Annotated in this window: 20 protein-coding genes; 7 read left to right on the top strand and 13 right to left on the bottom strand. The window is 59.7% G+C overall.

The genetic code is table 11. The annotated features are described in order from the left end of the window. Positions 1–16 precede the first annotated feature (16 nt). Both QZ766_RS08030 and QZ766_RS08025 read right to left on the bottom strand, forming a co-directional pair. Complete coding sequence (locus QZ766_RS08030) at positions 17–1,114, bottom strand: branched-chain amino acid ABC transporter substrate-binding protein (RefSeq protein WP_297199918.1); 1,098 nt, start codon at positions 1,112–1,114, stop codon at positions 17–19. 204 nt (positions 1,115–1,318) lie between these two features. Beyond that, complete coding sequence (locus tag QZ766_RS08025) at positions 1,319–2,584, bottom strand: 4-aminobutyrate--2-oxoglutarate transaminase (protein ID WP_297199915.1); 1,266 nt, start codon at positions 2,582–2,584, stop codon at positions 1,319–1,321. A 115-nt stretch (positions 2,585–2,699) separates the two neighbouring features. On the opposite strand from QZ766_RS08025, the gene QZ766_RS08020 reads away from it, so the two are divergent. Continuing rightward, the gene (locus tag QZ766_RS08020) at positions 2,700–4,166 is read left to right on the top strand and encodes a PLP-dependent aminotransferase family protein (protein WP_297199912.1); all 1,467 of its coding nucleotides are present in this window, start codon (positions 2,700–2,702) and stop codon (positions 4,164–4,166) included. A 60-nt stretch (positions 4,167–4,226) separates the two neighbouring features. On the opposite strand, the gene rpoH is transcribed toward QZ766_RS08020, so the two are convergent. From rpoH to ftsY, 4 genes are all read right to left on the bottom strand, one after another. Next, positions 4,227–5,081: an RNA polymerase sigma factor RpoH gene (gene rpoH, locus QZ766_RS08015; RefSeq protein ID WP_297199909.1), complete on the bottom strand. Its 855-nt coding sequence runs from the start codon at positions 5,079–5,081 to the stop codon at positions 4,227–4,229. Between the two features lie 261 nt (positions 5,082–5,342). Further along, on the bottom strand, positions 5,343–6,401 hold the full coding sequence (gene ftsX / locus QZ766_RS08010; protein ID WP_297199906.1) for a permease-like cell division protein FtsX: 1,059 nt from the start codon (positions 6,399–6,401) through the stop codon (positions 5,343–5,345). Next, positions 6,394–7,059: a cell division ATP-binding protein FtsE gene (gene ftsE / locus QZ766_RS08005; protein WP_297199903.1), complete on the bottom strand. Its 666-nt coding sequence runs from the start codon at positions 7,057–7,059 to the stop codon at positions 6,394–6,396. Before ftsE ends, ftsX begins: the two co-directional genes overlap by 8 nt. 2 nt (positions 7,060–7,061) lie before the next feature. Then, the gene (ftsY, locus tag QZ766_RS08000; protein ID WP_297199900.1) at positions 7,062–8,606 is read right to left on the bottom strand and encodes a signal recognition particle-docking protein FtsY; all 1,545 of its coding nucleotides are present in this window, start codon (positions 8,604–8,606) and stop codon (positions 7,062–7,064) included. 145 nt (positions 8,607–8,751) lie between these two features. Here ftsY and rsmD point away from each other — a divergent pair, with 145 nt between their 5' ends. Next, positions 8,752–9,336 carry a 16S rRNA (guanine(966)-N(2))-methyltransferase gene (gene rsmD / locus QZ766_RS07995; protein WP_297199897.1) on the top strand — a complete coding sequence of 195 codons (585 nt, stop codon included), beginning with the start codon at positions 8,752–8,754 and terminating at the stop codon, positions 9,334–9,336. After that, the gene (locus QZ766_RS07990) at positions 9,337–9,612 is read left to right on the top strand and encodes a DUF1145 family protein (RefSeq protein WP_297199894.1); all 276 of its coding nucleotides are present in this window, start codon (positions 9,337–9,339) and stop codon (positions 9,610–9,612) included. It abuts the gene before it with no gap. 3 nt (positions 9,613–9,615) lie between these two features. On the opposite strand, the gene QZ766_RS07985 is transcribed toward QZ766_RS07990, so the two are convergent. Next, entirely contained in the window at positions 9,616–9,972 is a 357-nt protein-coding gene (locus QZ766_RS07985; RefSeq protein ID WP_297199891.1) for a DUF2500 domain-containing protein, read from the bottom strand. Between the two features lie 127 nt (positions 9,973–10,099). On the opposite strand from QZ766_RS07985, the gene QZ766_RS07980 reads away from it, so the two are divergent. Both QZ766_RS07980 and zntA read left to right on the top strand, forming a co-directional pair. After that, positions 10,100–10,726 carry a lysoplasmalogenase gene (locus tag QZ766_RS07980; RefSeq protein WP_297199888.1) on the top strand — a complete coding sequence of 209 codons (627 nt, stop codon included), beginning with the start codon at positions 10,100–10,102 and terminating at the stop codon, positions 10,724–10,726. A 76-nt stretch (positions 10,727–10,802) separates the two neighbouring features. Further along, complete coding sequence (zntA, locus tag QZ766_RS07975; protein ID WP_297199886.1) at positions 10,803–13,007, top strand: Zn(II)/Cd(II)/Pb(II) translocating P-type ATPase ZntA; 2,205 nt, start codon at positions 10,803–10,805, stop codon at positions 13,005–13,007. 12 nt (positions 13,008–13,019) lie between these two features. On the opposite strand, the gene tusA is transcribed toward zntA, so the two are convergent. After that, positions 13,020–13,265, bottom strand: a complete 246-nt coding sequence (gene tusA, locus QZ766_RS07970) for a sulfurtransferase TusA (RefSeq protein ID WP_297199883.1) — start codon at positions 13,263–13,265, stop codon at positions 13,020–13,022. 219 nt (positions 13,266–13,484) lie between these two features. On the opposite strand from tusA, the gene QZ766_RS07965 reads away from it, so the two are divergent. Continuing rightward, positions 13,485–14,150: a 7-cyano-7-deazaguanine/7-aminomethyl-7-deazaguanine transporter gene (locus QZ766_RS07965; RefSeq protein ID WP_297199880.1), complete on the top strand. Its 666-nt coding sequence runs from the start codon at positions 13,485–13,487 to the stop codon at positions 14,148–14,150. Positions 14,151–14,222: 72 nt separating this feature from the next. Further along, positions 14,223–14,780, top strand: a complete 558-nt coding sequence (locus QZ766_RS07960; RefSeq protein ID WP_297199877.1) for a DcrB family lipoprotein — start codon at positions 14,223–14,225, stop codon at positions 14,778–14,780. Between the two features lie 151 nt (positions 14,781–14,931). Here the strand turns inward: QZ766_RS07960 and QZ766_RS07955 are convergent, their stop codons facing one another. The 5 genes from QZ766_RS07955 to hemE all read right to left on the bottom strand — a co-directional run bounded on the left by QZ766_RS07955 (position 14,932) and on the right by hemE (position 18,463). Then, positions 14,932–15,630 (bottom strand): DUF1481 domain-containing protein, encoded by a 699-nt coding sequence (locus QZ766_RS07955; RefSeq protein ID WP_297199872.1) that lies wholly within the window; start codon positions 15,628–15,630, stop codon positions 14,932–14,934. 6 nt (positions 15,631–15,636) lie between these two features. After that, positions 15,637–15,909 carry a nucleoid-associated protein HU-alpha gene (gene hupA / locus QZ766_RS07950; RefSeq protein WP_002438605.1) on the bottom strand — a complete coding sequence of 91 codons (273 nt, stop codon included), beginning with the start codon at positions 15,907–15,909 and terminating at the stop codon, positions 15,637–15,639. A gap of 186 nt (positions 15,910–16,095) precedes the next feature. Further along, on the bottom strand, positions 16,096–16,686 hold the full coding sequence (locus tag QZ766_RS07945) for a YjaG family protein (RefSeq protein ID WP_297199845.1): 591 nt from the start codon (positions 16,684–16,686) through the stop codon (positions 16,096–16,098). 41 nt (positions 16,687–16,727) lie between these two features. Then, positions 16,728–17,399, bottom strand: coding sequence for a deoxyribonuclease V (gene nfi, locus QZ766_RS07940; protein WP_297200012.1), 672 nt, complete (start codon positions 17,397–17,399; stop codon positions 16,728–16,730). Then, complete coding sequence (hemE, locus tag QZ766_RS07935; RefSeq protein WP_297199842.1) at positions 17,399–18,463, bottom strand: uroporphyrinogen decarboxylase; 1,065 nt, start codon at positions 18,461–18,463, stop codon at positions 17,399–17,401. Before hemE ends, nfi begins: the two co-directional genes overlap by 1 nt. Positions 18,464–18,482 lie beyond the last annotated feature (19 nt).

The raw sequence follows: 18,482 nt of genomic DNA, 5'->3' as shown, positions 1-18,482 counted from the left end.
TCACCCGGCAGGAGAATTACTTCGCGTCGGTGGCGGTGCCGTTGGCGTGCCAGGTAAAGACGCCGAACTCAAAGCCTTTCAGGTCGCCCTTGCTGTCCCAGGAGAGCGGCCCCATCACGGTATCGACGGTATTGCCCTTCAGCCAGTCGGCAATTTTCGCCGGATCGTCGGACTGATTCAGCCCGGCCGCCAGCGACTGGATTGCGGCATAGGTAGTCCAGACGAAAGCACCGCTCGGATCCTGTTTCTTCGCCTTGATGGCGTCAACAACCGGTTTGTTAGCCGGAACCTGATCGTAATTTTTCAGTTTGGTCACCAGGATGCCTTCTGACGATTCACCGGCGATGTTCGACAGAGAAACGTTAGCCACACCTTCCGGCCCCATAAACTGGGTTTTAAGACCGGCCGCGCGGGCCTGGCGCAGGATCTGCCCCAGCTCCGGGTGATAGCCGCCGTAGTAGACGAAGTCGATATTCTCTTTTTTCAGGCGGGCCACCAGCGTGGAGAAATCTTTCTCCCCGGCGGTAATACCGTCAAAGAACACCACGTTCGCTTTGCCCTTCAGGCCGTCCTGCACCGAGCGCGCCAGGCCTTCGCCGTACTGCTGCTTATCGTGAATGATCGCAATGCGCTTCGGCTTCACGGTGTTGATAATGTATTTTGCCGCCGTCGGGCCCTGATCCGAGTCGAGACCGGTGGTGCGCAGGATCAGCTTGTAACCGCGCGCGGTCAGCTCCGGCGCGGTGGCCGCCGGGGTGATCATCAGAATGCCTTCATCGTCATAGATGTCCGAGGCCGGCTGGGTTGAAGAGGAGCACAGGTGGCCGATAACGTACTTCACGCCGTCGTTAACCACTTTGTTGGCGACCGCAACCGCCTGTTTCGGATCGCAGGCGTCATCATATTTTACGATTTGCAGCTTCTCGCCTTTGATCCCGCCTTTGGCGTTAATGTCGGCAACCGCCTGCGCGGCGCCGGTAAATTCCTGATCGCCGTACTGCGCAACCGGGCCGGACATCGCCCCAACCACCGCGACTTTAATGTCGGCCTGAACCGCGGCACTGAACGCCAGCGCAATACATCCTGCCAGTAACGCCTTACCCTTCATGTTCATCCTGATATTCCCCATTGTTATGGTTATTACGTTTGTTGTGATGTTGTTATTTAGCGCTTTATTTCATTATTTCGCCGACTGAGCGCGCATTTTCAGCAGACTGTGCTAAAAACATACCCGATCTTGTGACGTTTGGGATACTGATTTTGCGGGGAATGTAACAAAAACGTGACAAAAAAAGCCGCTCCGAAGAGCGGCCCGCCACTATTGGCTGAGGGAGCGTCGAATTATCTCCAGCGCGTTCTGGAACTGGGTTTGCGGGATTGTCAGAGGGTAAAGGAAGCGGATGACGTTGCCGTAAACGCCACAGCTCAGCAGGATAAGCCCCTGCGCCAGCGCCTTTTCCTGCACCTGGCGGGTGAAGGCCGGTGAAGGTTCACCGCTCTGCGGATCGTTAAACTCTACTGCCACCATCGAGCCCTGGGCGCGCACGTCGGCAATATAGGGACAGTCGGCTTTGGCACCGTTGAGCACCTCTACCAGATGATGACCAAGCTCCGCGGCGCGGGCGCACAGCTGCTCTTCTTCAATCACCTCCAGCACGGCGTGCGCGGCGGCGACTGCCAGCGGGTTACCGGCATAGGTGCCGCCCAGACCGCCCGCAGCTGGCGCGTCCATTACCTCGGCGCGTCCGGCCACGGCGGAGAGCGGCATCCCGCCCGCGAGGCTTTTCGCCATCGTGATCAAATCCGGCTTCACGTCGTAATGCTCCATGGCAAACAGCTTGCCGGTGCGGGCAAAGCCGGTCTGCACTTCATCGGCGATCAGCAGAATACCGTGGGTATCGCACAGCTGGCGCAGCCCCTGCATAAAATCGGCGGGCGCCACGTTGAAGCCGCCCTCGCCCTGTACCGGCTCCAGAACGATCGCCGCCACCTGATCCGCGGCGATATCCGCCTTGAAGATGCGGTCGAGGCTTTTCAGCGCGTCGGCAGTGCTGACGCCGTGCAGCGCGTTAGGGTACAGGCCGTGAAAGACCGAACCGGGGAACGGGCCAAAGCCGATTTTGTAGGGTGCCACTTTGCCGGTCAGCGCCATAGTCATAAAGGTGCGGCCGTGGAAGCCGCCGCCGAAAGTAATAATCCCCGGACGCTTCGTGTAGGCGCGGGCGATTTTGACCGCGTTCTCAACCGCCTCTGCACCGGTAGTGAAAAAGGCCGTTTTGGCCGGGCCGCTGACCGGCACGCGCTGGTTAATCTTTTCCGCCAGCGAGATGTAGCTTTCATACGGGACTATTTGATACGCGGTGTGGGTAAACGCCTTCAGCTGCTGCTCGATGGCGGCCACCACTTTCGGGTGGCGGTGGCCGGTATTGAGCACCGCGATACCGGCAGCAAAATCAATCATTTCGTTGCCCTGCGTATCCCGCAGCGTCGCGTTATCCGCGCTCTCGGCATAGAAGTCGCACATCACGCCTATACCGCGCGGCGTCGCCTGCAGGCGGCGCTGATTCAGTTCACTGTTGTTCATCGGCTTTACCCTTTTTCATGTACGGTTGGTGTTAACAATTACGAAACATAACAGTGGTTTTAACCCCCGGCGGTTCTATAATCGAGTACCAGTTTTGAATAATTAAGGGATCCAATTGCGATCTTTAGTGTGCGATCTGCTGCAGCTCAGGCTGGACGCGCAGCCGGAGGGCCGGCTGCATAAAAAGCTGTATAACGCCGTGCGCGCGGCGATCCTCGATGGCAGCCTGACTACCGGCAGCCGGCTGCCGCCGTCGCGGGATCTGGCTACCCAGCTCGGGCTGTCGCGCAATACGGTGCTGACGGTTTACGAGCAGCTGCTGGCCGAGGGCTACATTGTTTCCCGCTCCGGCAGCGGCACTTTCGTCGCGGACACGGTGCCGGACGCGCTGCTGTTCGCCTCCGGCTATCACCAGACAGGCCAGGGCGACGCGCGCAGCATTACGCTGTCGGCGCGGGGAGAAAATCTGCTCGCCCACGGCCGCGCCAGCCCCCGCCAGTGGGGCGCGTTTTTACCCGGCGTGCCCGACGTCACCGAGTTTCCCCACGCCCTGCTGCACAAAATCCGCGCCCGGGTCAGCCGCAAGCCGCGCCCGGAACGACTCTCCTACAGCCCGCCCGGCGGCAGCCCCGCCCTGCATCAGGCGCTAATGGAGTATCTGCGCGTCGCCCGCTCGGTGCGCTGCGGGCCGGAGCAGATTTTAATCGTCGAGGGTATTCACCAGGCTATCGATCTGGTGTCGCGGATGCTGTGTAATCCCGGCGATAGCGCGTGGATAGAGGAGCCGGCCTACTGGGGGATCCGCAACGTTCTGCAGATGAACGGCGTCAGCCTGAAGGCGGTCGACGTCGATCTCAGCGGCATGGATCCGCCGGACGCCGGGGAAAATCCGCCGCGGCTAATTTTCGTCACGCCGTCGCACCAGTATCCGCTGGGCTGCGTGATGAGCCTGGCGCGCCGCCAGCGCCTGCTGGCCCTGGCGAAGCAGACCGGAAGCTGGATCGTGGAAGATGATTACGACAGCGAGTTTCGCTTCTCCGGCCAGCCAATTCCGGCCCTGCAGGGGCTGGTGGACGAAGCGCCGGTGATTTATGTCGGCACCTTCAGTAAAACCCTGTGGCCGGGCATGAGGTTGGGTTACGTGGTGCTGCCCCGTCCGCTGGCTACTGCGCTGAAAACTGCCCACGGCGAGCTGTACCGCAGCGGGCGGCTGGCGGAGCAGGAGGCGCTGGCGCAGTTCATCAGCGAAGGCCACTACACGGCGCATATTCGCCGGATGCGCCTGCTGTACGGACGCCGCCGCCAGCGGCTGGCCGGACTTATCATCGATTATCTCGGCCGCGAGGCGCTGAGCGAGTTTAACGACAACGCCGGGCTGCATCTGGTGCTGAAGCTCGATGCGGGCTGCGACGATACGGCGCTGGCCACCAGGGCCAACGCCAAAGGCATTCTGGTGCGCCCACTCTCCCGCTACTATCTGAATGAGCCGGTGCAGCGCGGGCTGCTGATGGGATTTGCGGCAATGCCGGAAGAAGAAATGGAGAGCGCGTTTAAGCTGTTACTGGAGTGTATAAAAAACTAAAGGGCACCGCGATGGGTGCCCTTTACAGGTGCCTTCTTATAAGAAGGTGGAAAAGCGGTATCAAGCCTCGATGGCGATACGCAGCTTTTTCATGGCGTTCTTTTCCAGCTGGCGCACGCGCTCTGCGGACACGCCGTAGCGGTTTGCCAGCTCCTGCAGCGTAGACTTGTTGTCTTCATCCAGCCAGCGGGCGCGGATAATATCCTGGCTACGCTCGTCGAGACCCTGCATAGCGTCAGTCAGCTTGTTAGCCGCCTGCTCTTCCCAGTTGTCGTCTTCAATGCCGTCGGCGAAGTTGGAGGTTTTATCCTGCAAAAACAGCACCGGCGCCATTGGCTGACCGTCGGCGTCGTCGTCAGAAGACATATCAAAGGTCATGTCCTGGGCCGCCATACGCGACTCCATTTCACGCACGTCTTTGCTGGAAACGCCCAGCTCGCGTGCGACCATTTCCACTTCGTCCTGGTTAAACCAGCCCAGACGCTGCTTGTTTTTACGCAGGTTGAAGAACAGCTTGCGCTGCGCTTTCGTGGTTGCGACCTTCACGATACGCCAGTTACGCAGCACGTATTCGTGAATTTCAGCTTTGATCCAGTGCACGGCGAAGGAGACAAGGCGCACGCCTACTTCCGGATTGAAGCGGCGAACGGCTTTCATCAGCCCGATATTGCCTTCCTGAATCAGGTCGGCCTGCGGAAGACCATAGCCCGAGTAGTTACGAGCAACGTGAACAACAAAGCGCAGGTGAGACAGGATCAGCGTCTTAGCTGCTTCCAGATCGCCCTGGTAATGCAGCTTTTCCGCCAACGCCCGCTCTTCATCAGCCGACAACATCGGCCATGCGTTTGCAGCCCGGACGTAAGATTCCAGGTTACCAACCGGGGCTAAAGCTAAAGTTTGCATTTCTTTGGTCATTCAATCCTCTCAAATTTCGTCCTGGCCGCGTCGTCCCCATCAGGCAACGTTTGGACCAGATCCAATGAGCAACAGCGCTATCAAACGCACTTGTATCAGACATTAATTTTGTCCACAAGTTCAACACGCGGTTGTGAATAAACCTGGCACAAAATGTGACACTGCGATGATGATTGAGGCGGGGAAAACAGAGTAGGTAAAACGCTTTCCCTGCTGGCAACAGAACTCATTGCAACAGGGAAAGAGTATAACAGAAATTCTTTATTCGGGGGTAAAGTGACGTAAATGTTGTACAGTTGCGAGCCAGGCAGCAACCCAGCCGATCATCGAACAAACCAGCAGCATCAGCAGACATTCGTCAAAACCGAGCCCGCTTAATTCGAACTGCGTACCGAACACTTTCGCCACCTCGGTGACCGCCGACGAGAGCCGCATGACGAGGATTTCTGACAGAATCAGCGACAGAAATGAGCCGGTAAAACCGAGCAGCGCGCCGCCGTACAGGAACGGGCGCAAAATAAAGCCGTCCGTCGCGCCAATCAGTTTCTGCACGTTAATGGTATCGCGGCGGGCAAAGATGCTTAAGCGCACGCTGTTACCGATAACGAGGAATACCGCCGCCACCATCAGCACGCCAATCATCGCCGATACGCGGCCAACCAGGCTGGTGATCGACGCCAGGCGGGCGAACCAGCTGTCGTCCATCCGCACCTCATCGACGCCCTGAATTTTCGACACGCGATCCCGCAGCGTGGTTAGCGCATCGGTGCTCTGAAAATCGAGCTTCGGCACCACCACCGCCACCGCAGGCAGCGGGTTCTCTTCCAGCATATCCAGCGCGCCGCCAAAACCGGACCAGTTGCGGAACTCGCCCAGCGCCTCGTCGCGGGAAAGGTAGTTCACCTTATCCACGCCGGGCTCCGCCTGCAGCTGCCCGACGACCCTGGCCGCCGCATCGTCATCCAGCGTTTTTTCAAGATAGACGGTGATCTGCGGCGACGGATAGTACTGCGAGGCCGCCGTGTTGACGTTTTTGTAAACCATGTAGCAGACGCTCGGCAGCGTCAGAGAAATGGCGATCACCATCACCGTAAGGAAGGTGGCCAGCGGCTTGCTCTTTAAGTCCTGCAGCGCGCCGTGGAACGCGTAGCGCACCTGCTCGTTAAAGACGTTGGTTTTACGGGAGCTGGGTTTAGAGGGCGCTTTTTGCCGCTTCGGCGAGGGACCGCCGCTGCCGCTCTTGCCGCCTGCCGATTGCCGCAGCCGGTCAAACCGGTTGCCGAACTGGCGAATGTGGTTCATCGCCTCGCGTTTATTCACCGTGGCCTCCGTGCAGATGTCCGTCGCTAAGGGTCAGAATGCGGTAGTTGCGGCTGTGAATAAGCCCCATGTCGTGGGTAGCCATCAGTACCGTCACGCCGACGCGGTTAAACTCTTCAAACAGGCGCAGGATACCTTCCGACAGCGCCTCGTCGAGGTTACCGGTCGGTTCATCCGCCAGCAGCACCGCGGGCTTGTTGACTACCGCACGGGCAATGCCCACGCGCTGCTGCTCGCCGCCGGAAAGCTGGATAGGAAAACTCTTCGCTTTGTCCAGCAGGCCCACCTTATCCAGCGCCGCCGAGACGCGGCGGCGAATATCGTCCACGCTCGCGCCAGCGATAATCAGCGGAATAGCGACGTTATCGAAAACGGTGCGATCCATCAGCAGGTGGTGATCCTGAAAAATCATGCCTATCTGGCGGCGCAAAAACGGCACCTCGCGATTTTTCAGGCGGCTTATCTCATGGCCGCTAAACCAGATCTTGCCGGCGCTGGGACGCTCGATACCGCAGATAAGCTTCAGCAGGGTACTTTTACCCGCGCCGGAGTGGCCGGTCAGAAATGCCATCTCGCCCGGCTGCAGGCGGAAATTAATGCCCTGCAGCGCTTGTCTCCCACCGAGATAGGCTTTGCTGACGTGTTCAAAGCGAATCATTGTTAATCCTCTCGGGCAAAAAGTGCCTCTATAAAGTCGTCCGATTTAAACGGACGCAAGTCTTCGATACGTTCGCCAACGCCGATGTAGCGAATCGGAATACCGAACTGGTCAGCCACCGAGAAGATAACGCCGCCTTTAGCGGTGCCGTCCAGCTTGGTCAGCGTGATGCCGGTGAGGCCAACCGCTTCGTGGAACAGCTTCGCCTGGCTAATCGCATTCTGCCCGGTGCTGGCATCAATGGTCAGCATGACTTCGTGCGGCGCGTCTTCATCAAGTTTTTTCATCACCCTGACGATTTTCTTCAGCTCTTCCATCAGGTGCGATTTGTTTTGCAGGCGGCCGGCGGTATCGGCAATCAGCACATCGACATTGCGCGCTTTGGCGGCCTGAATAGCATCAAAAATAACGGATGCGGAATCTGCGCCGGTATGCTGGGCAATGACCGGAATATTATTGCGCTGGCCCCATACCTGCAGCTGCTCAACCGCCGCCGCGCGGAAGGTATCCCCCGCCGCCAGCATCACCGATTTGCCCTGCTGCTCAAACTGGCGCGCCAGCTTGCCGATGGTAGTGGTTTTGCCCACGCCGTTCACGCCGACCATCAGAATGACAAACGGCGTTTTCCCTTCAATATTAAGCGGTTCGTCCACTTTTGCGAGGATCTGGCCCATTTCATCTTTCAGCAGGCCGTACAGCGCCTCGGCATCGCGCAGCTGCTTGCGGCTTGCGCCTTCGGTGAGGCTGGCAATGATCTTGCGCGTGGTATCAACGCCAACGTCGGCAATCAGCAGCTGCTCTTCCAGCTCTTCAAACAGATCGTCGTCGATTTTCTTGCCGCGGAACAGGCTGATAAATCCGGAACCGAGGTTTTCTTTGGTTTTTAGCAGGCTGCGCTTCAAACGGGCGAAAAAACCCTCTTTAGTTGGTTTTTCCTGCTCCTGCTGGGGCTGGACGACGTCGATAATCTCGTCTTCGTCCTGCGGTGCTTCTTCTGCCGAGGCCAGTGCCAGGGCTTCCAGCTCCTCATCGCTCAGCGGCGGCTCTTCGGCAGTCGCGTCATCTTCAACGATCTCGACCGGCGTCTCTTCTTTCGCGACAGGCGCCGGCTGCGCGATAACAACCGGCGCGTCTTCAACGACTGGCGCTTGTTCAACAACCGGCTCAGCGGCGACCGGCTCAGGCGTCGCCACCGGCGGTTCGACAACCGGCGCGGGCTCCGGGATAGCTTCCGGCTGCGGCACAATTGCGACGGCAGGCGCGTCTTCTGGCTGGGATTCAGCTGCCGGCGCAGCGCTCTCCTGGGCGACGACCTCCTGAGTGACCTCAACAACATCCTCAGCGAATACCCGGGACTCCTCTTCGCTGTGGGCGGGAGACTGCGCCTCAGGCTCGGCCGCGCGCTGCTCGACAACCTCGTCAACAGCGGGCTCGGCGGAGGTTTGCTCTATCTCAGTTTGCTGCTGTTCGGCTTCCTGCTGTGGTTCCTGCTCTTTATTGCCAAAACCCAGCCAGGAAAAAAAGCCTTTCTTTTTGTTCTTTGCCATCGGCCACTACACTCTTCGCTGTTGACTCCCGGCACCGCGTCTCCGCTATGTACATGGAAGCTAAAAAAATGATGAAATAGTCTATCACTTAACTGAACGCGCATCACCGCTGGAAAAACGATCCGGCACCAGGCTAAATAACACCATGAAGAAACCAAACCACAGCGGCAGCGGCCAGATCCGCATTATAGGCGGTCAATGGCGCGGGCGTAAGCTAACCGTGCCCGACAGCCCCGGACTGCGTCCCACAACTGACCGCGTTCGCGAGACGCTTTTTAACTGGCTGGCGCCCGCAATGGTCGACGCCCGCTGTCTCGACTGCTTTGCCGGCAGCGGCGCCCTGGGCCTTGAAGCGCTGTCGCGCTATGCCGCCAGCGCCACGCTGCTGGAGATGGAGCGCGGCGTCGCCCAGCAGCTGCAAAAGAATCTGGCGACCTTAAAGGCCAGCAACGCCAGCGTGGTCAATACTAATACCCTGACGTTTCTGGCCCAGCCCGGCACGCCGCACGACGTGGTATTTATCGATCCGCCGTTTCGCAAAGGCCTGCTGGATGAAACCCTGCGGCTGCTGGAAGCCAACGGCTGGCTGGCCGACGAGGCGCTTATCTACGTGGAAAGCGAAGTGGAAAGCGGCCTGCCGCAGGTGCCGCCGGGCTGGAACTTATACCGGGAAAAAGTTGCCGGGCAGGTGGCCTATCGCCTGTATCAACGCGACGCTGAGGAGAATTGAATGTTGCTTAATCTGGGCCGCCTGCTGATGCTTTGCGTCTGGGCTTTTTTAATACTGAATCTGTTTCACCCCTTCCCGCGCCCGCTGAACATCTTTGTTAACGTGGCGCTGGTGTTTATGGTGCTGATGCACGGGATGCAGACCGCGCTGATGAAATCGACGCTGCCCAAAGACGGGCCGCAGATGACCCGCGCGGAGGAGATCCGCATTTTTCTGTTTGGCGTTTTTGAACTGCTGGTCTGGCAGAAAAAGCTGAAGGCCACCCTGAAGAAGTAATCCTCACCCGGGCGTAAAGGCGACAAACTGGCTTCCTCGGACGCTCAGGGTGCCTTTATCGCCCACCGTCATCTGATGGTACTGCGCCTCGCTCAGCCGATAGCGCGCTTCAATGCCGCCTGCGAGCGGCTTAAAACCCACTTCATAGCGGATAGTGCTGCCCGCGGGCGCGGTCATCTGCTGGCGCGAGCGCCGGTCGTTGAGCACCTTTTCGCGCTTGCTGCTGACAACTGCCGCCTTTTGCACCAGCGGCGCAGCCGCATTTTCCCTCTGCTCGCGGCGCTGCTGCACAAAGCGAAACGACGCGGCAATCACAATAATCGCCACCAGGACGATCAGAAACAGCGGAATTTTATGCACGGTTGACCTCATCAGAATTAGCGGAAATCAGCATACGCCGGACGCGTTGGCATTGCCATTCCGCTTCCCGGGCCACTACACTGAAGGCGGTGCAGTTTGTTAAAAATAACAGATACAGGGACTTAATATGCTTTGGTCATTTATTGCTGTCTGTCTGTCCGGCTGGCTGTACGTGGATGCGTCTTATCGCGGTCCCGTCTGGCAGCGCTGGGTATTTAAACCCATTACGCTAATTCTGCTACTGCTGCTGGCCTGGCAGGCGCCGATGTTCACCGCCGTCAGCTATCTGGTACTGGCCGGTCTGTGCGCCTCGCTGGTGGGCGACGCGCTGGGTATGCTCCCCGGCGGGCGGCGCCTGTACGCCATTGGCGCCTTTTTCCTCTCGCATCTGCTCTACACCATCTGGTTTGCCAGCCAGATGACGCTCTCTTTCTTCTGGCCGCTGCCGCTGGCCCTGCTGGTTATCGGCATCGTGCTGCTGGCGACACTGTGGACGCGGCTCGACGAGCTTAAGATGCCAGTGTCGACGTTTATCGGCATGACGCTGGTGATGGTCTGGCTGGCGGGCGAACTGTGGTTCTTCCGCCCTATCGCCGCTGCGCTCTCCGGCTTTCTCGGCGCGGCGCTGCTGCTGCTGGGCCACGCTATCTGGCTCTTTAGCCACTACCGCTATCGCTTTCGCGCCGATACCGCCCTGTCATCCGGTTGCTACTTCGCCGGCCACTTCCTGATCGTCCGCGCGCTTTACATCTAAACCCCTTGACTCTGGAGTCGACTCCAGAGTGTAAGCTTCCGGTTAATGAGAAAATTATCATTTACCGGAAGCTGCCATGCCTACGCCAGAAACCCACGATAAGACGATCCCCTCGTTTTCCGCACTGCGCTTTACGCCGGAGGCCAAAGATCCTCATGCCTGCTGCTGCGGTACCGATAGCTGGAATTCGCCGGAGGAAGTGCCTGAGATTGCCGGCGGCACGCGCTACAGCTGGAACGTCAGCGGCATGGACTGCGCCGCCTGCGCCCGCAAAGTAGAAAACGCCGCCCGCCGGGTCGAAGGCGTCACCCGCGCGCAGGTGCTGTTTGCCACCGAAAAACTGGTTATCGACGCGGACGGCGACGTGCGTGGCGCAGTTGAGCAGGCGGTAAAAGCCGCGGGCTACGCCCTGGGCAACACGGACGCGTCGCCGCAGCCCGCGGGATCCCGCCTAAAAGAGAACCTGCCGATTATCATCCTCGCGGTGCTGATGGCGCTGAGCTGGGGGCTGGAGCACCTTAATCATCCCGCCGGACAGGCGGCATTTGTCATTACCACGCTGGTGGCGCTGTTCCCCATTGCCCGCCAGGCGCTGCGCCTTATCAAAAGCGGAAGCTGGTTCGCCATCGAAATGCTGATGAGCGTGGCGGCTATCGGCGCGCTGGTGATTGGCGCGACGGCGGAAGCGGCGATGGTGCTGCTGCTGTATATGGTTGGCGAGCGTCTTGAAGGCTGGGCCGCAGGGCGCGCCCGCCAGGGGGTTAGCGCACTGATGGCGCTGACGCCGGACACCGCGGTACGCCTGCGCGACGGCCGGCGCGAAACCATCCCCCAGCGCGAGCTGCGCCCCGGCGACGTGATTGAAGTGGCGGCCGGCGGGCGGCTGCCGGCGGACGCCGCGCTGCTGTCGGACTTCGCCAGCTTCGATGAAAGCGCCCTGACCGGGGAGTCGGTGCCGGTAGAGCGCCGCACAGGCGAGCGGGTTGCGGCAGGCTCCACCAGCGTCGACAGGCTGGTGCAGCTAACGGTCACTTCCGAGCCGGGCGACAGCGCGATTGACCGCATTCTGCGCCTGATGGAAGAGTCAGAAGAGCGCCGCGCGCCGGTTGAGCGGTTTATTGACCGCTTCAGCCGGGTATACACTCCGGCCATCATGGGCATTGCCCTGCTGGTTGCGGTTATCCCTCCCCTGCTCTTTGCCGCGCCCTGGATGCCGTGGATTTACAAGGGGCTGGCGCTGCTGCTGATCGGCTGCCCCTGCGCGCTGGTGATCTCCACGCCGGCGGCGATCACCTCCGGTCTGGCGGCGGCGGCCCGCCGCGGCGCGCTGATCAAGGGCGGGGCCGCGCTGGAGCGCCTGGGGCAAATCAGGCAGGTGGCTTTTGATAAAACCGGGACGCTGACGGTTGGCAAACCACAGGTCACGGCCGTGGTGAGTTGCACCGGCATGGGTGAAGACGATCTGCTGGCGCTGGCGGCTGCCGTTGAGCAGGGCTCGCACCATCCGCTAGCGCAGGCCATCGTGCAGGAAGCGCAAAAGCGCCGACTGCCTGTTCCCGAAGCCCGCGCCCAGCGCGCGCTGGCCGGATCCGGCATCGAGGCGATAGTCGACGGCGAGAGGGTACTGATTTGCGCCCCCGGCAAACATGCCGGAGGAGACGAAACGGCTCAAATCCAGCAGCTGGAAAGCGCCGGGCAAACCGTCGTGGCGGTGGTTAAAAACGACGCGCTGCTGGGGCTTATCGCCCTGCGCGACACGCTGCGCGACGACGCCCGCGAGGCGGTTGACGCCCTTCGCCAGCTCGGTATTCAGGGGGTTATGCTCACCGGCGACAATCCGCGCGCGGCGGCGGCCATCGCCGGGGAGCTGGGGCTCGACTACCGCGCGGGCATGCTGCCGGCGGACAAAGTCAATGAGGTTACCCGCCTGAACGACAGCGCGCCGCTGGCAATGATCGGCGACGGGATTAACGATGCGCCGGCGATGAAAGCGGCGACGCTGGGTATCGCGATGGGCAGCGGCACCGACGTGGCGCTGGAGGCCGCCGACGCGGCGCTGACCAGCAACCGGCTTACCGGTCTCGCGCAGATGATAGCTATCGCCCGGGCGACCCACGCCAATATCCGCCAGAATATCGGCATTGCGCTGGGGCTCAAGGCTATCTTTCTGGTAACCACGCTGCTGGGGATAACCGGGCTGTGGCTGGCGGTGATGGCCGATACCGGCGCAACGGTACTGGTGACCGCAAACGCGCTGCGCCTGCTGCGCCGCCGGCGATAGGAAACGGCTGGACTAGCGTCCTTTGCGGATCAGGTAGCGGTACGGTAAATCGTCGGTGTGCTCGGCCACCAGCTCGTGTTCCATAAAGCGGCAAAAGCCGGGAATGTCGCGAGTAGTGGCCGGATCGTCGGCGATAATCAGCAATGTTTCGCCTTCCTGCATGGTGCGGACGGTTTTACGCACCATCATCACCGGCTCCGGGCAGCGGAGGCCCAACGCATCGAGCGTCTGGTCTGGGTTGGAAAAGAGATCGGTCATGGTCTTCTCATCTGGAAAAAAACGGCTGTAGTTTACGCCCCACGCCGGTCAAAGCAAACAGGTTAACGATTGCGCGAAAATTCACCATTGCAAATAGCGCTTAAAGCAGTATGATGCGGCGTTTTCGACATTTGCCCCGCGCGCTGTGCCGCACGGTGACGCTTTCATCGGGCAGGTTTTATTGGGTTCCCTCACCCCAACATTAAAAAAGGTCACACTATGATGCAGTTTTCAAAACACCAGCGCGTGAAGGTGCTGGCCTGGCTTTCGCTTTTTCACCTGCTGGTGATCATCTCCAGCAACTATCTGGTACAGCTGCCGGTTTCCGTGTTCGGGTTTCACACTACCTGGGGCGCGTTCAGCTTTCCGTTTATTTTCCTCGCTACCGATTTAACCGTGCGGATTTTCGGCGCCCCGCTGGCGCGTAAGATCATTCTCGCGGTGATGATACCGTCGCTTATCGTCTCCTACGCGATTTCGTCTCTGTTCTATATGGGGCAATGGCAGGGATTTGCGGCGCTGACCCACTTCAACCTGTTTGTGGCACGCATCGCCGCCGCCAGCTTTATGGCCTACGCACTGGGGCAGATCCTCGACGTTCACGTCTTCAACCGGCTGCGCCAGAGCCGCCGCTGGTGGCTGGCCCCGACCGCGTCGACGCTGTTCGGCAACATCAGCGACACGCTTGCGTTCTTCTTTATCGCCTTCTGGCGCAGCCCGGATGCATTTATGGCAAACCACTGGGTTGAAATCGCGCTGGTGGACTACAGCTTCAAGGTGCTTATCAGCATCGTGTTCTTCCTGCCGATGTACGGCGTGCTGCTCAATATGCTGTTGAAAAGGCTGGCGGATAAATCTGAAATCCGCGCTTTTCAGCCGGGCTAAGAGCGCCCGGCGCGGGTTGTGATAAGATAATCCGATCTGCCGTTAACGGCTGTTTATAGAAAGGAAAAGTCGATGCGCAATTTGGTGAAATATGCCGGTATTGGTCTGCTGGTCATCGGGCTCGCGGCCTGTGATAACAGCGACAGCAAAGCGCCTGCGCAGGGCGCCGCCGCCGAGAGCAACGCTACCGGACAGCCGGTCAGCCTGCTGGACGGCAAGCTAACCTTCGCCCTGCCCGCCGGGATGTCCGATCAGAGCGGCAAGCTGGGCACCCAGGCCAACAATATGCACGTTTACTCTGATGCCACCGGTCAGAAAGCGGTCATCGTTATCATGAGCGGCGGTACCAGTGAAGATCTGGGCACGCTGGCATCAAGTCTTGAAGACCAGCAGCGCGCCCGGGATCCGCAGCTGCAGGTGGTGACCAATAAATCTATCGAGCTGAAGGGACAGACGCTGCAGCAGCTCGACACCATCATCTCGGCTAAGGGCCAGACCGCCTATTCGTCCGTGGTATTGGGCAAAGTGGACAACCAGCTGCTGACGCTGCAAATCACGCTGCCGGCCGACGACCAGCAAAAGGCGCAGACCGCCGCGGAAAATATCATCAACACTATCGTTATCAAATAGCGCTAGTCTGACGAAGACAGGGCCTCCGGCGGTTTCGCCGGGGGCCTTTTTTTCAGGGCTCAGACGCGCGATGTCGAAGCCGGGAGCGTCTCCGCAGGCGATGGCAGGCCTTGATTGTGATAGCAGGGCGCAGATCTTAAGCGTGGGATCTTCAGAAGGTTTTTTTGGTCGGCTGCCAGCGGCAGAAGTCTTCGTTAGCCACCATCAGCAGCTGTACGCCTTCCGGCGCTTCCAGCCAGGCAACGCTGACGTCCGCGGTAGCGCGGCCCTGTCGCCGTTCGATAAAGGCGAGATCGCGGGCTTCCAGCGCGGGCTGCACCGTCTGCCCTTCGCAGGTCAGGATAGTGTGATTGGCACGCCAGCGTCCCTGGTGCAGGGTAATGTGGCCCTGACGGAGCGCGTCGCTGGTCTGGCGGATCTGCTGCGCCTTGACGCGGTACAGCGCTATCTGATCGGTTGATAGCTGCTGCTTCTGGCCGTTAGCCTCATGCTGCATAAAGCTCAGCTCGCCGCGAGCGTCAAAGCGTATACCGACTTTCTCCGCCGTCTTGCCAAAGACATTCACGTCAATCAGCGTCAGCGCGTCGCCCTTCCAGCGGTATTCGCTGACGGTAGTGTTATCGCCGCGCCAGGGGCTAAAGGCGACCAGCAGGTGAGTATCGCTATCGGCATCTTTGCGCCAGATGCGCACCGCGCCCTGGTTATCCGCATAGCCGCTGGAGGTAAAAGGAGGAAGGGAGTCGTGGTGGCTGCAGGACGACAGCAGCAGGGCCCCCGCAATCACGAGCGGGCGAAACCAGGCAGACAAAAGGGGCGAAATCGCCCCTTCGTTAAAACTGTGTCCAGCCACGCAGTCTTACTTAACTGCGTCTTTCAGTGCTTTGCCAGAAACAAACGCCGGCACGTTAGCTGCAGCGATTTTGATTTCTTTACCGGTCTGCGGGTTGCGGCCAGTACGCTCAGCGCGGTGGTTCACTTTGAAGGTACCGAAACCAACCAGTTGAACAGCATCACCTTCTTTCAGAGACTCGGTAATTGCAGCCAGAGTGGATTCCAGAGCTGCTTTAGCCTGGGTTTTAGACAGGTCAGCCTTGTCCGCAATTACATCAATCAGTTGAGTCTTGTTCATATGTTATCCTTACAATGTGTTTATCGCTTGCTAAGCACCGAGTGCGACGGAAATGCCAGAAAAGCACTCTCCTGCATACACGCACCGATAGCCACTTTTTTTCGCCCTCCAAATGTAGACCAGACGGGGGGCAGATGTGAAGCCTTCAGGCACGACAATTCAGACTGAATGTCACGTTTTACGGTCTTACTGCTGAAAATTTATACCGATATTGCTCTCGCCCGCTTCCCGAAGGTCCGCACGCAGACCTTTTATCAATTCAAGGTCGCGCTCCTCGCACTCGGCGAGCAGGCGGAAAATCTCCCACTGAATGTCCCATTCTTGCTCAACGGCAGGGTTTTCTTTCAGCTCTTCGTCGCTCATTTCGCGACCGGCGTGGGTCATTTCCAGCATTGCCACGGTGGTAATAGACGAGTCGCTGACCGCAATCGCATGTTCAAGGGTTTCACCGCTCAGGCGCGAGTGCAGTAATTCGCTCAGGGCCACGCAGGCGTCAATGGCGGGATAAACACCGTACATATCGAAATCATCCGCGGACGGGATCGCCTCTTCCAGCTTCTCAAGCTGGCTGTCGAAGTTCACCTTCGCATCCTTAACGGTCAGAGTTTCCCAAATCAGATCGAGGATCCGACGATAGAGCATGCCGTCAGCAAATTCGGTCTGCTGACAAAACATGGCGTAATTGGGATACATGCGCTCGCAGAGGCAGGCCATAAAGGTGACGTGCTGCCAGCTCTCAAGCTTCTCCAGCCGCAGATGAATCGGGTTTTGTAACATGATGGGATCTCGAATCGTGAATTAGCAGAAGTTTACCTGAATCAGGGCTGAATTGCTTGCCAGCGCTGAAACGCCGGACGCCCTGACGCCACCGCGTCGGCCCAGCGCGTTGGCTCAGGCAGGCGGTAGCCGCGGGTGCAGCGCTGCACCCAGCCCAGGGCGCTGTCGAGGCTGATGCGGTGGCCGGTGGCGATAAACAACGGATTGCAGCGCGCTTTGCTGCGCCACACCCAGGCCAGCTGCTCGCCTTTGTCCATCAGCGGTGCCAGCGCGCCGGGTTCCGGGCCCAGCGGCTCGAACTTACCACACAGCCGCTTCTTCGCCACGCCGATAGTGGGCACGTCCACCAGCAGGCCAAAATGGCTGGCGACGCCCAGCCGCCGCGGATGGGAAATGCCGTGGCCGTCAACGAACAGCAGATCCGGCTTTTGGGACAGCATCTGCCACGCTTTCAGCAGCGCGGGGTACTCGCGAAACGAGAGAAAGCCGGGTATGTACGGCATGGTGGTGGGAATGCGGGCGATTTGATACTCCACCAGCTCAAGCTGCGGGTAGCTCAGCAGCACCATCGCCGCGCGGGTGATCTCTCCGCCCTGCTCAAAGCCGACGTCGGCGCCGCCGATAAGCCGCGGCGGATCGACGATAAAGCGATCCTCGCGGATCGTCGAATCCGCGAGGCTAAGCTGCTGATGGCGAAGATCCGCGAGATCCATCACCGGTGGTACGCCGCGGACAGGCGGTGTACGGCGTCCACAAACGCGCCGGCGTGCTCCGGCGGTACGTCCTGGTGAATGCCGTGCCCGAGGTTGAATACGTGCCCTTCGCCCGGGCCAAACCCGGCCAGAATGGAGGCTACTTCCTCTTCGATGCGGGCGGGCTGCGCGTAGAGCATGGAAGGATCCATATTGCCCTGCAGCGCCACTTTATCGCCCACCCGGCGGCGCGCGTCGGCGATGTCGGTGGTCCAGTCGAGGCCCAGCGCGTCGCAGCCAGTTGCGGCCATCGCTTCCAGCCACTGGCCGCCGCCTTTGGTAAACAGCGTTACCGGCACCCGGCGGCCGTCGTTTTCACGCAGCAGGCCGTCGACAATTTTATGCATGTACTGGAGAGAGAACTGCTGGTAGTCGCGCCCGGTCAGCACGCCGCCCCAGGTGTCGAAAATCATGACCGACTGGGCGCCCGCGCGGATCTGCGCGTTGAGATACAGGATGACGCTCTGGGCCAGCTTATCCAGCAGCAGATGCAGCGCCGCGGGTTCGGCGTACATCATCTTTTTAATCATCGTAAAGGCTTTACTGCTGCCGCCTTCCACCATGTAGGTGGCCAGCGTCCACGGGCTGCCGGAGAAACCAATCAGCGGCACCTCGCCTTTCAGCTCGCGGCGGATGGTGCGTACGGCATTCATCACGTAGCCCAGCTCCTGTTCCGGATCGGGAACCGGCAGCTTCTCGACATCTGCTTTGCTGCGCACCGGCGAGGTAAAGCGCGGCCCTTCGCCGGTTTCAAAGTACAGTCCGAGTCCCATGGCATCAGGGATAGTCAGAATATCGGAAAAGAGGATCGCCGCATCCAGCGGAAAGCGGCGCAGCGGCTGGAGAGTGACTTCGCAGGCCAGCTCGGCGTTTTTACACAGCGACATAAAGTCGCCGGCCTGCGCGCGGGTGGCTTTGTACTCCGGCAAATAGCGGCCTGCCTGTCTCATCATCCAGACGGGAGTTACGTCAACAGGCTGGCGCAGCAGCGCGCGCAGGTAACGATCGTTTTTTAAGTCGGTCATTTTCATATTCCCTGATCAT

The sequence above is a fragment of the uncultured Pluralibacter sp. genome (assembly GCF_913775985.1).
In the GTDB taxonomy this organism is placed as follows: Bacteria; Pseudomonadota; Gammaproteobacteria; order Enterobacterales; family Enterobacteriaceae; genus Pluralibacter.
This window is presented reverse-complemented; position numbering and strand designations above follow the sequence as displayed.

Coding starts and splice junctions, on each gene's coding strand:
- nfi (WP_297200012.1), bottom strand. CDS start 17,399: ATGGATCTCGCGGATCTTCGCCATCAGCAGCTTAGCCTCGCGGATTCG.
- QZ766_RS07990 (WP_297199894.1), top strand. CDS start 9,337: ATGTTGCTTAATCTGGGCCGCCTGCTGATGCTTTGCGTCTGGGCTTTT.
- hemE (WP_297199842.1), bottom strand. CDS start 18,463: ATGACCGACTTAAAAAACGATCGTTACCTGCGCGCGCTGCTGCGCCAG.
- QZ766_RS08030 (WP_297199918.1), bottom strand. CDS start 1,114: ATGAACATGAAGGGTAAGGCGTTACTGGCAGGATGTATTGCGCTGGCG.
- hupA (WP_002438605.1), bottom strand. CDS start 15,909: ATGAACAAGACTCAACTGATTGATGTAATTGCGGACAAGGCTGACCTG.
- QZ766_RS07965 (WP_297199880.1), top strand. CDS start 13,485: ATGATGCAGTTTTCAAAACACCAGCGCGTGAAGGTGCTGGCCTGGCTT.
- QZ766_RS08025 (WP_297199915.1), bottom strand. CDS start 2,584: ATGAACAACAGTGAACTGAATCAGCGCCGCCTGCAGGCGACGCCGCGC.
- QZ766_RS07980 (WP_297199888.1), top strand. CDS start 10,100: ATGCTTTGGTCATTTATTGCTGTCTGTCTGTCCGGCTGGCTGTACGTG.
- rsmD (WP_297199897.1), top strand. CDS start 8,752: ATGAAGAAACCAAACCACAGCGGCAGCGGCCAGATCCGCATTATAGGC.
- tusA (WP_297199883.1), bottom strand. CDS start 13,265: ATGACCGATCTCTTTTCCAACCCAGACCAGACGCTCGATGCGTTGGGC.
- zntA (WP_297199886.1), top strand. CDS start 10,803: ATGCCTACGCCAGAAACCCACGATAAGACGATCCCCTCGTTTTCCGCA.
- ftsE (WP_297199903.1), bottom strand. CDS start 7,059: ATGATTCGCTTTGAACACGTCAGCAAAGCCTATCTCGGTGGGAGACAA.
- rpoH (WP_297199909.1), bottom strand. CDS start 5,081: ATGACCAAAGAAATGCAAACTTTAGCTTTAGCCCCGGTTGGTAACCTG.
- ftsY (WP_297199900.1), bottom strand. CDS start 8,606: ATGGCAAAGAACAAAAAGAAAGGCTTTTTTTCCTGGCTGGGTTTTGGC.
- QZ766_RS07945 (WP_297199845.1), bottom strand. CDS start 16,686: ATGTTACAAAACCCGATTCATCTGCGGCTGGAGAAGCTTGAGAGCTGG.
- QZ766_RS07960 (WP_297199877.1), top strand. CDS start 14,223: ATGCGCAATTTGGTGAAATATGCCGGTATTGGTCTGCTGGTCATCGGG.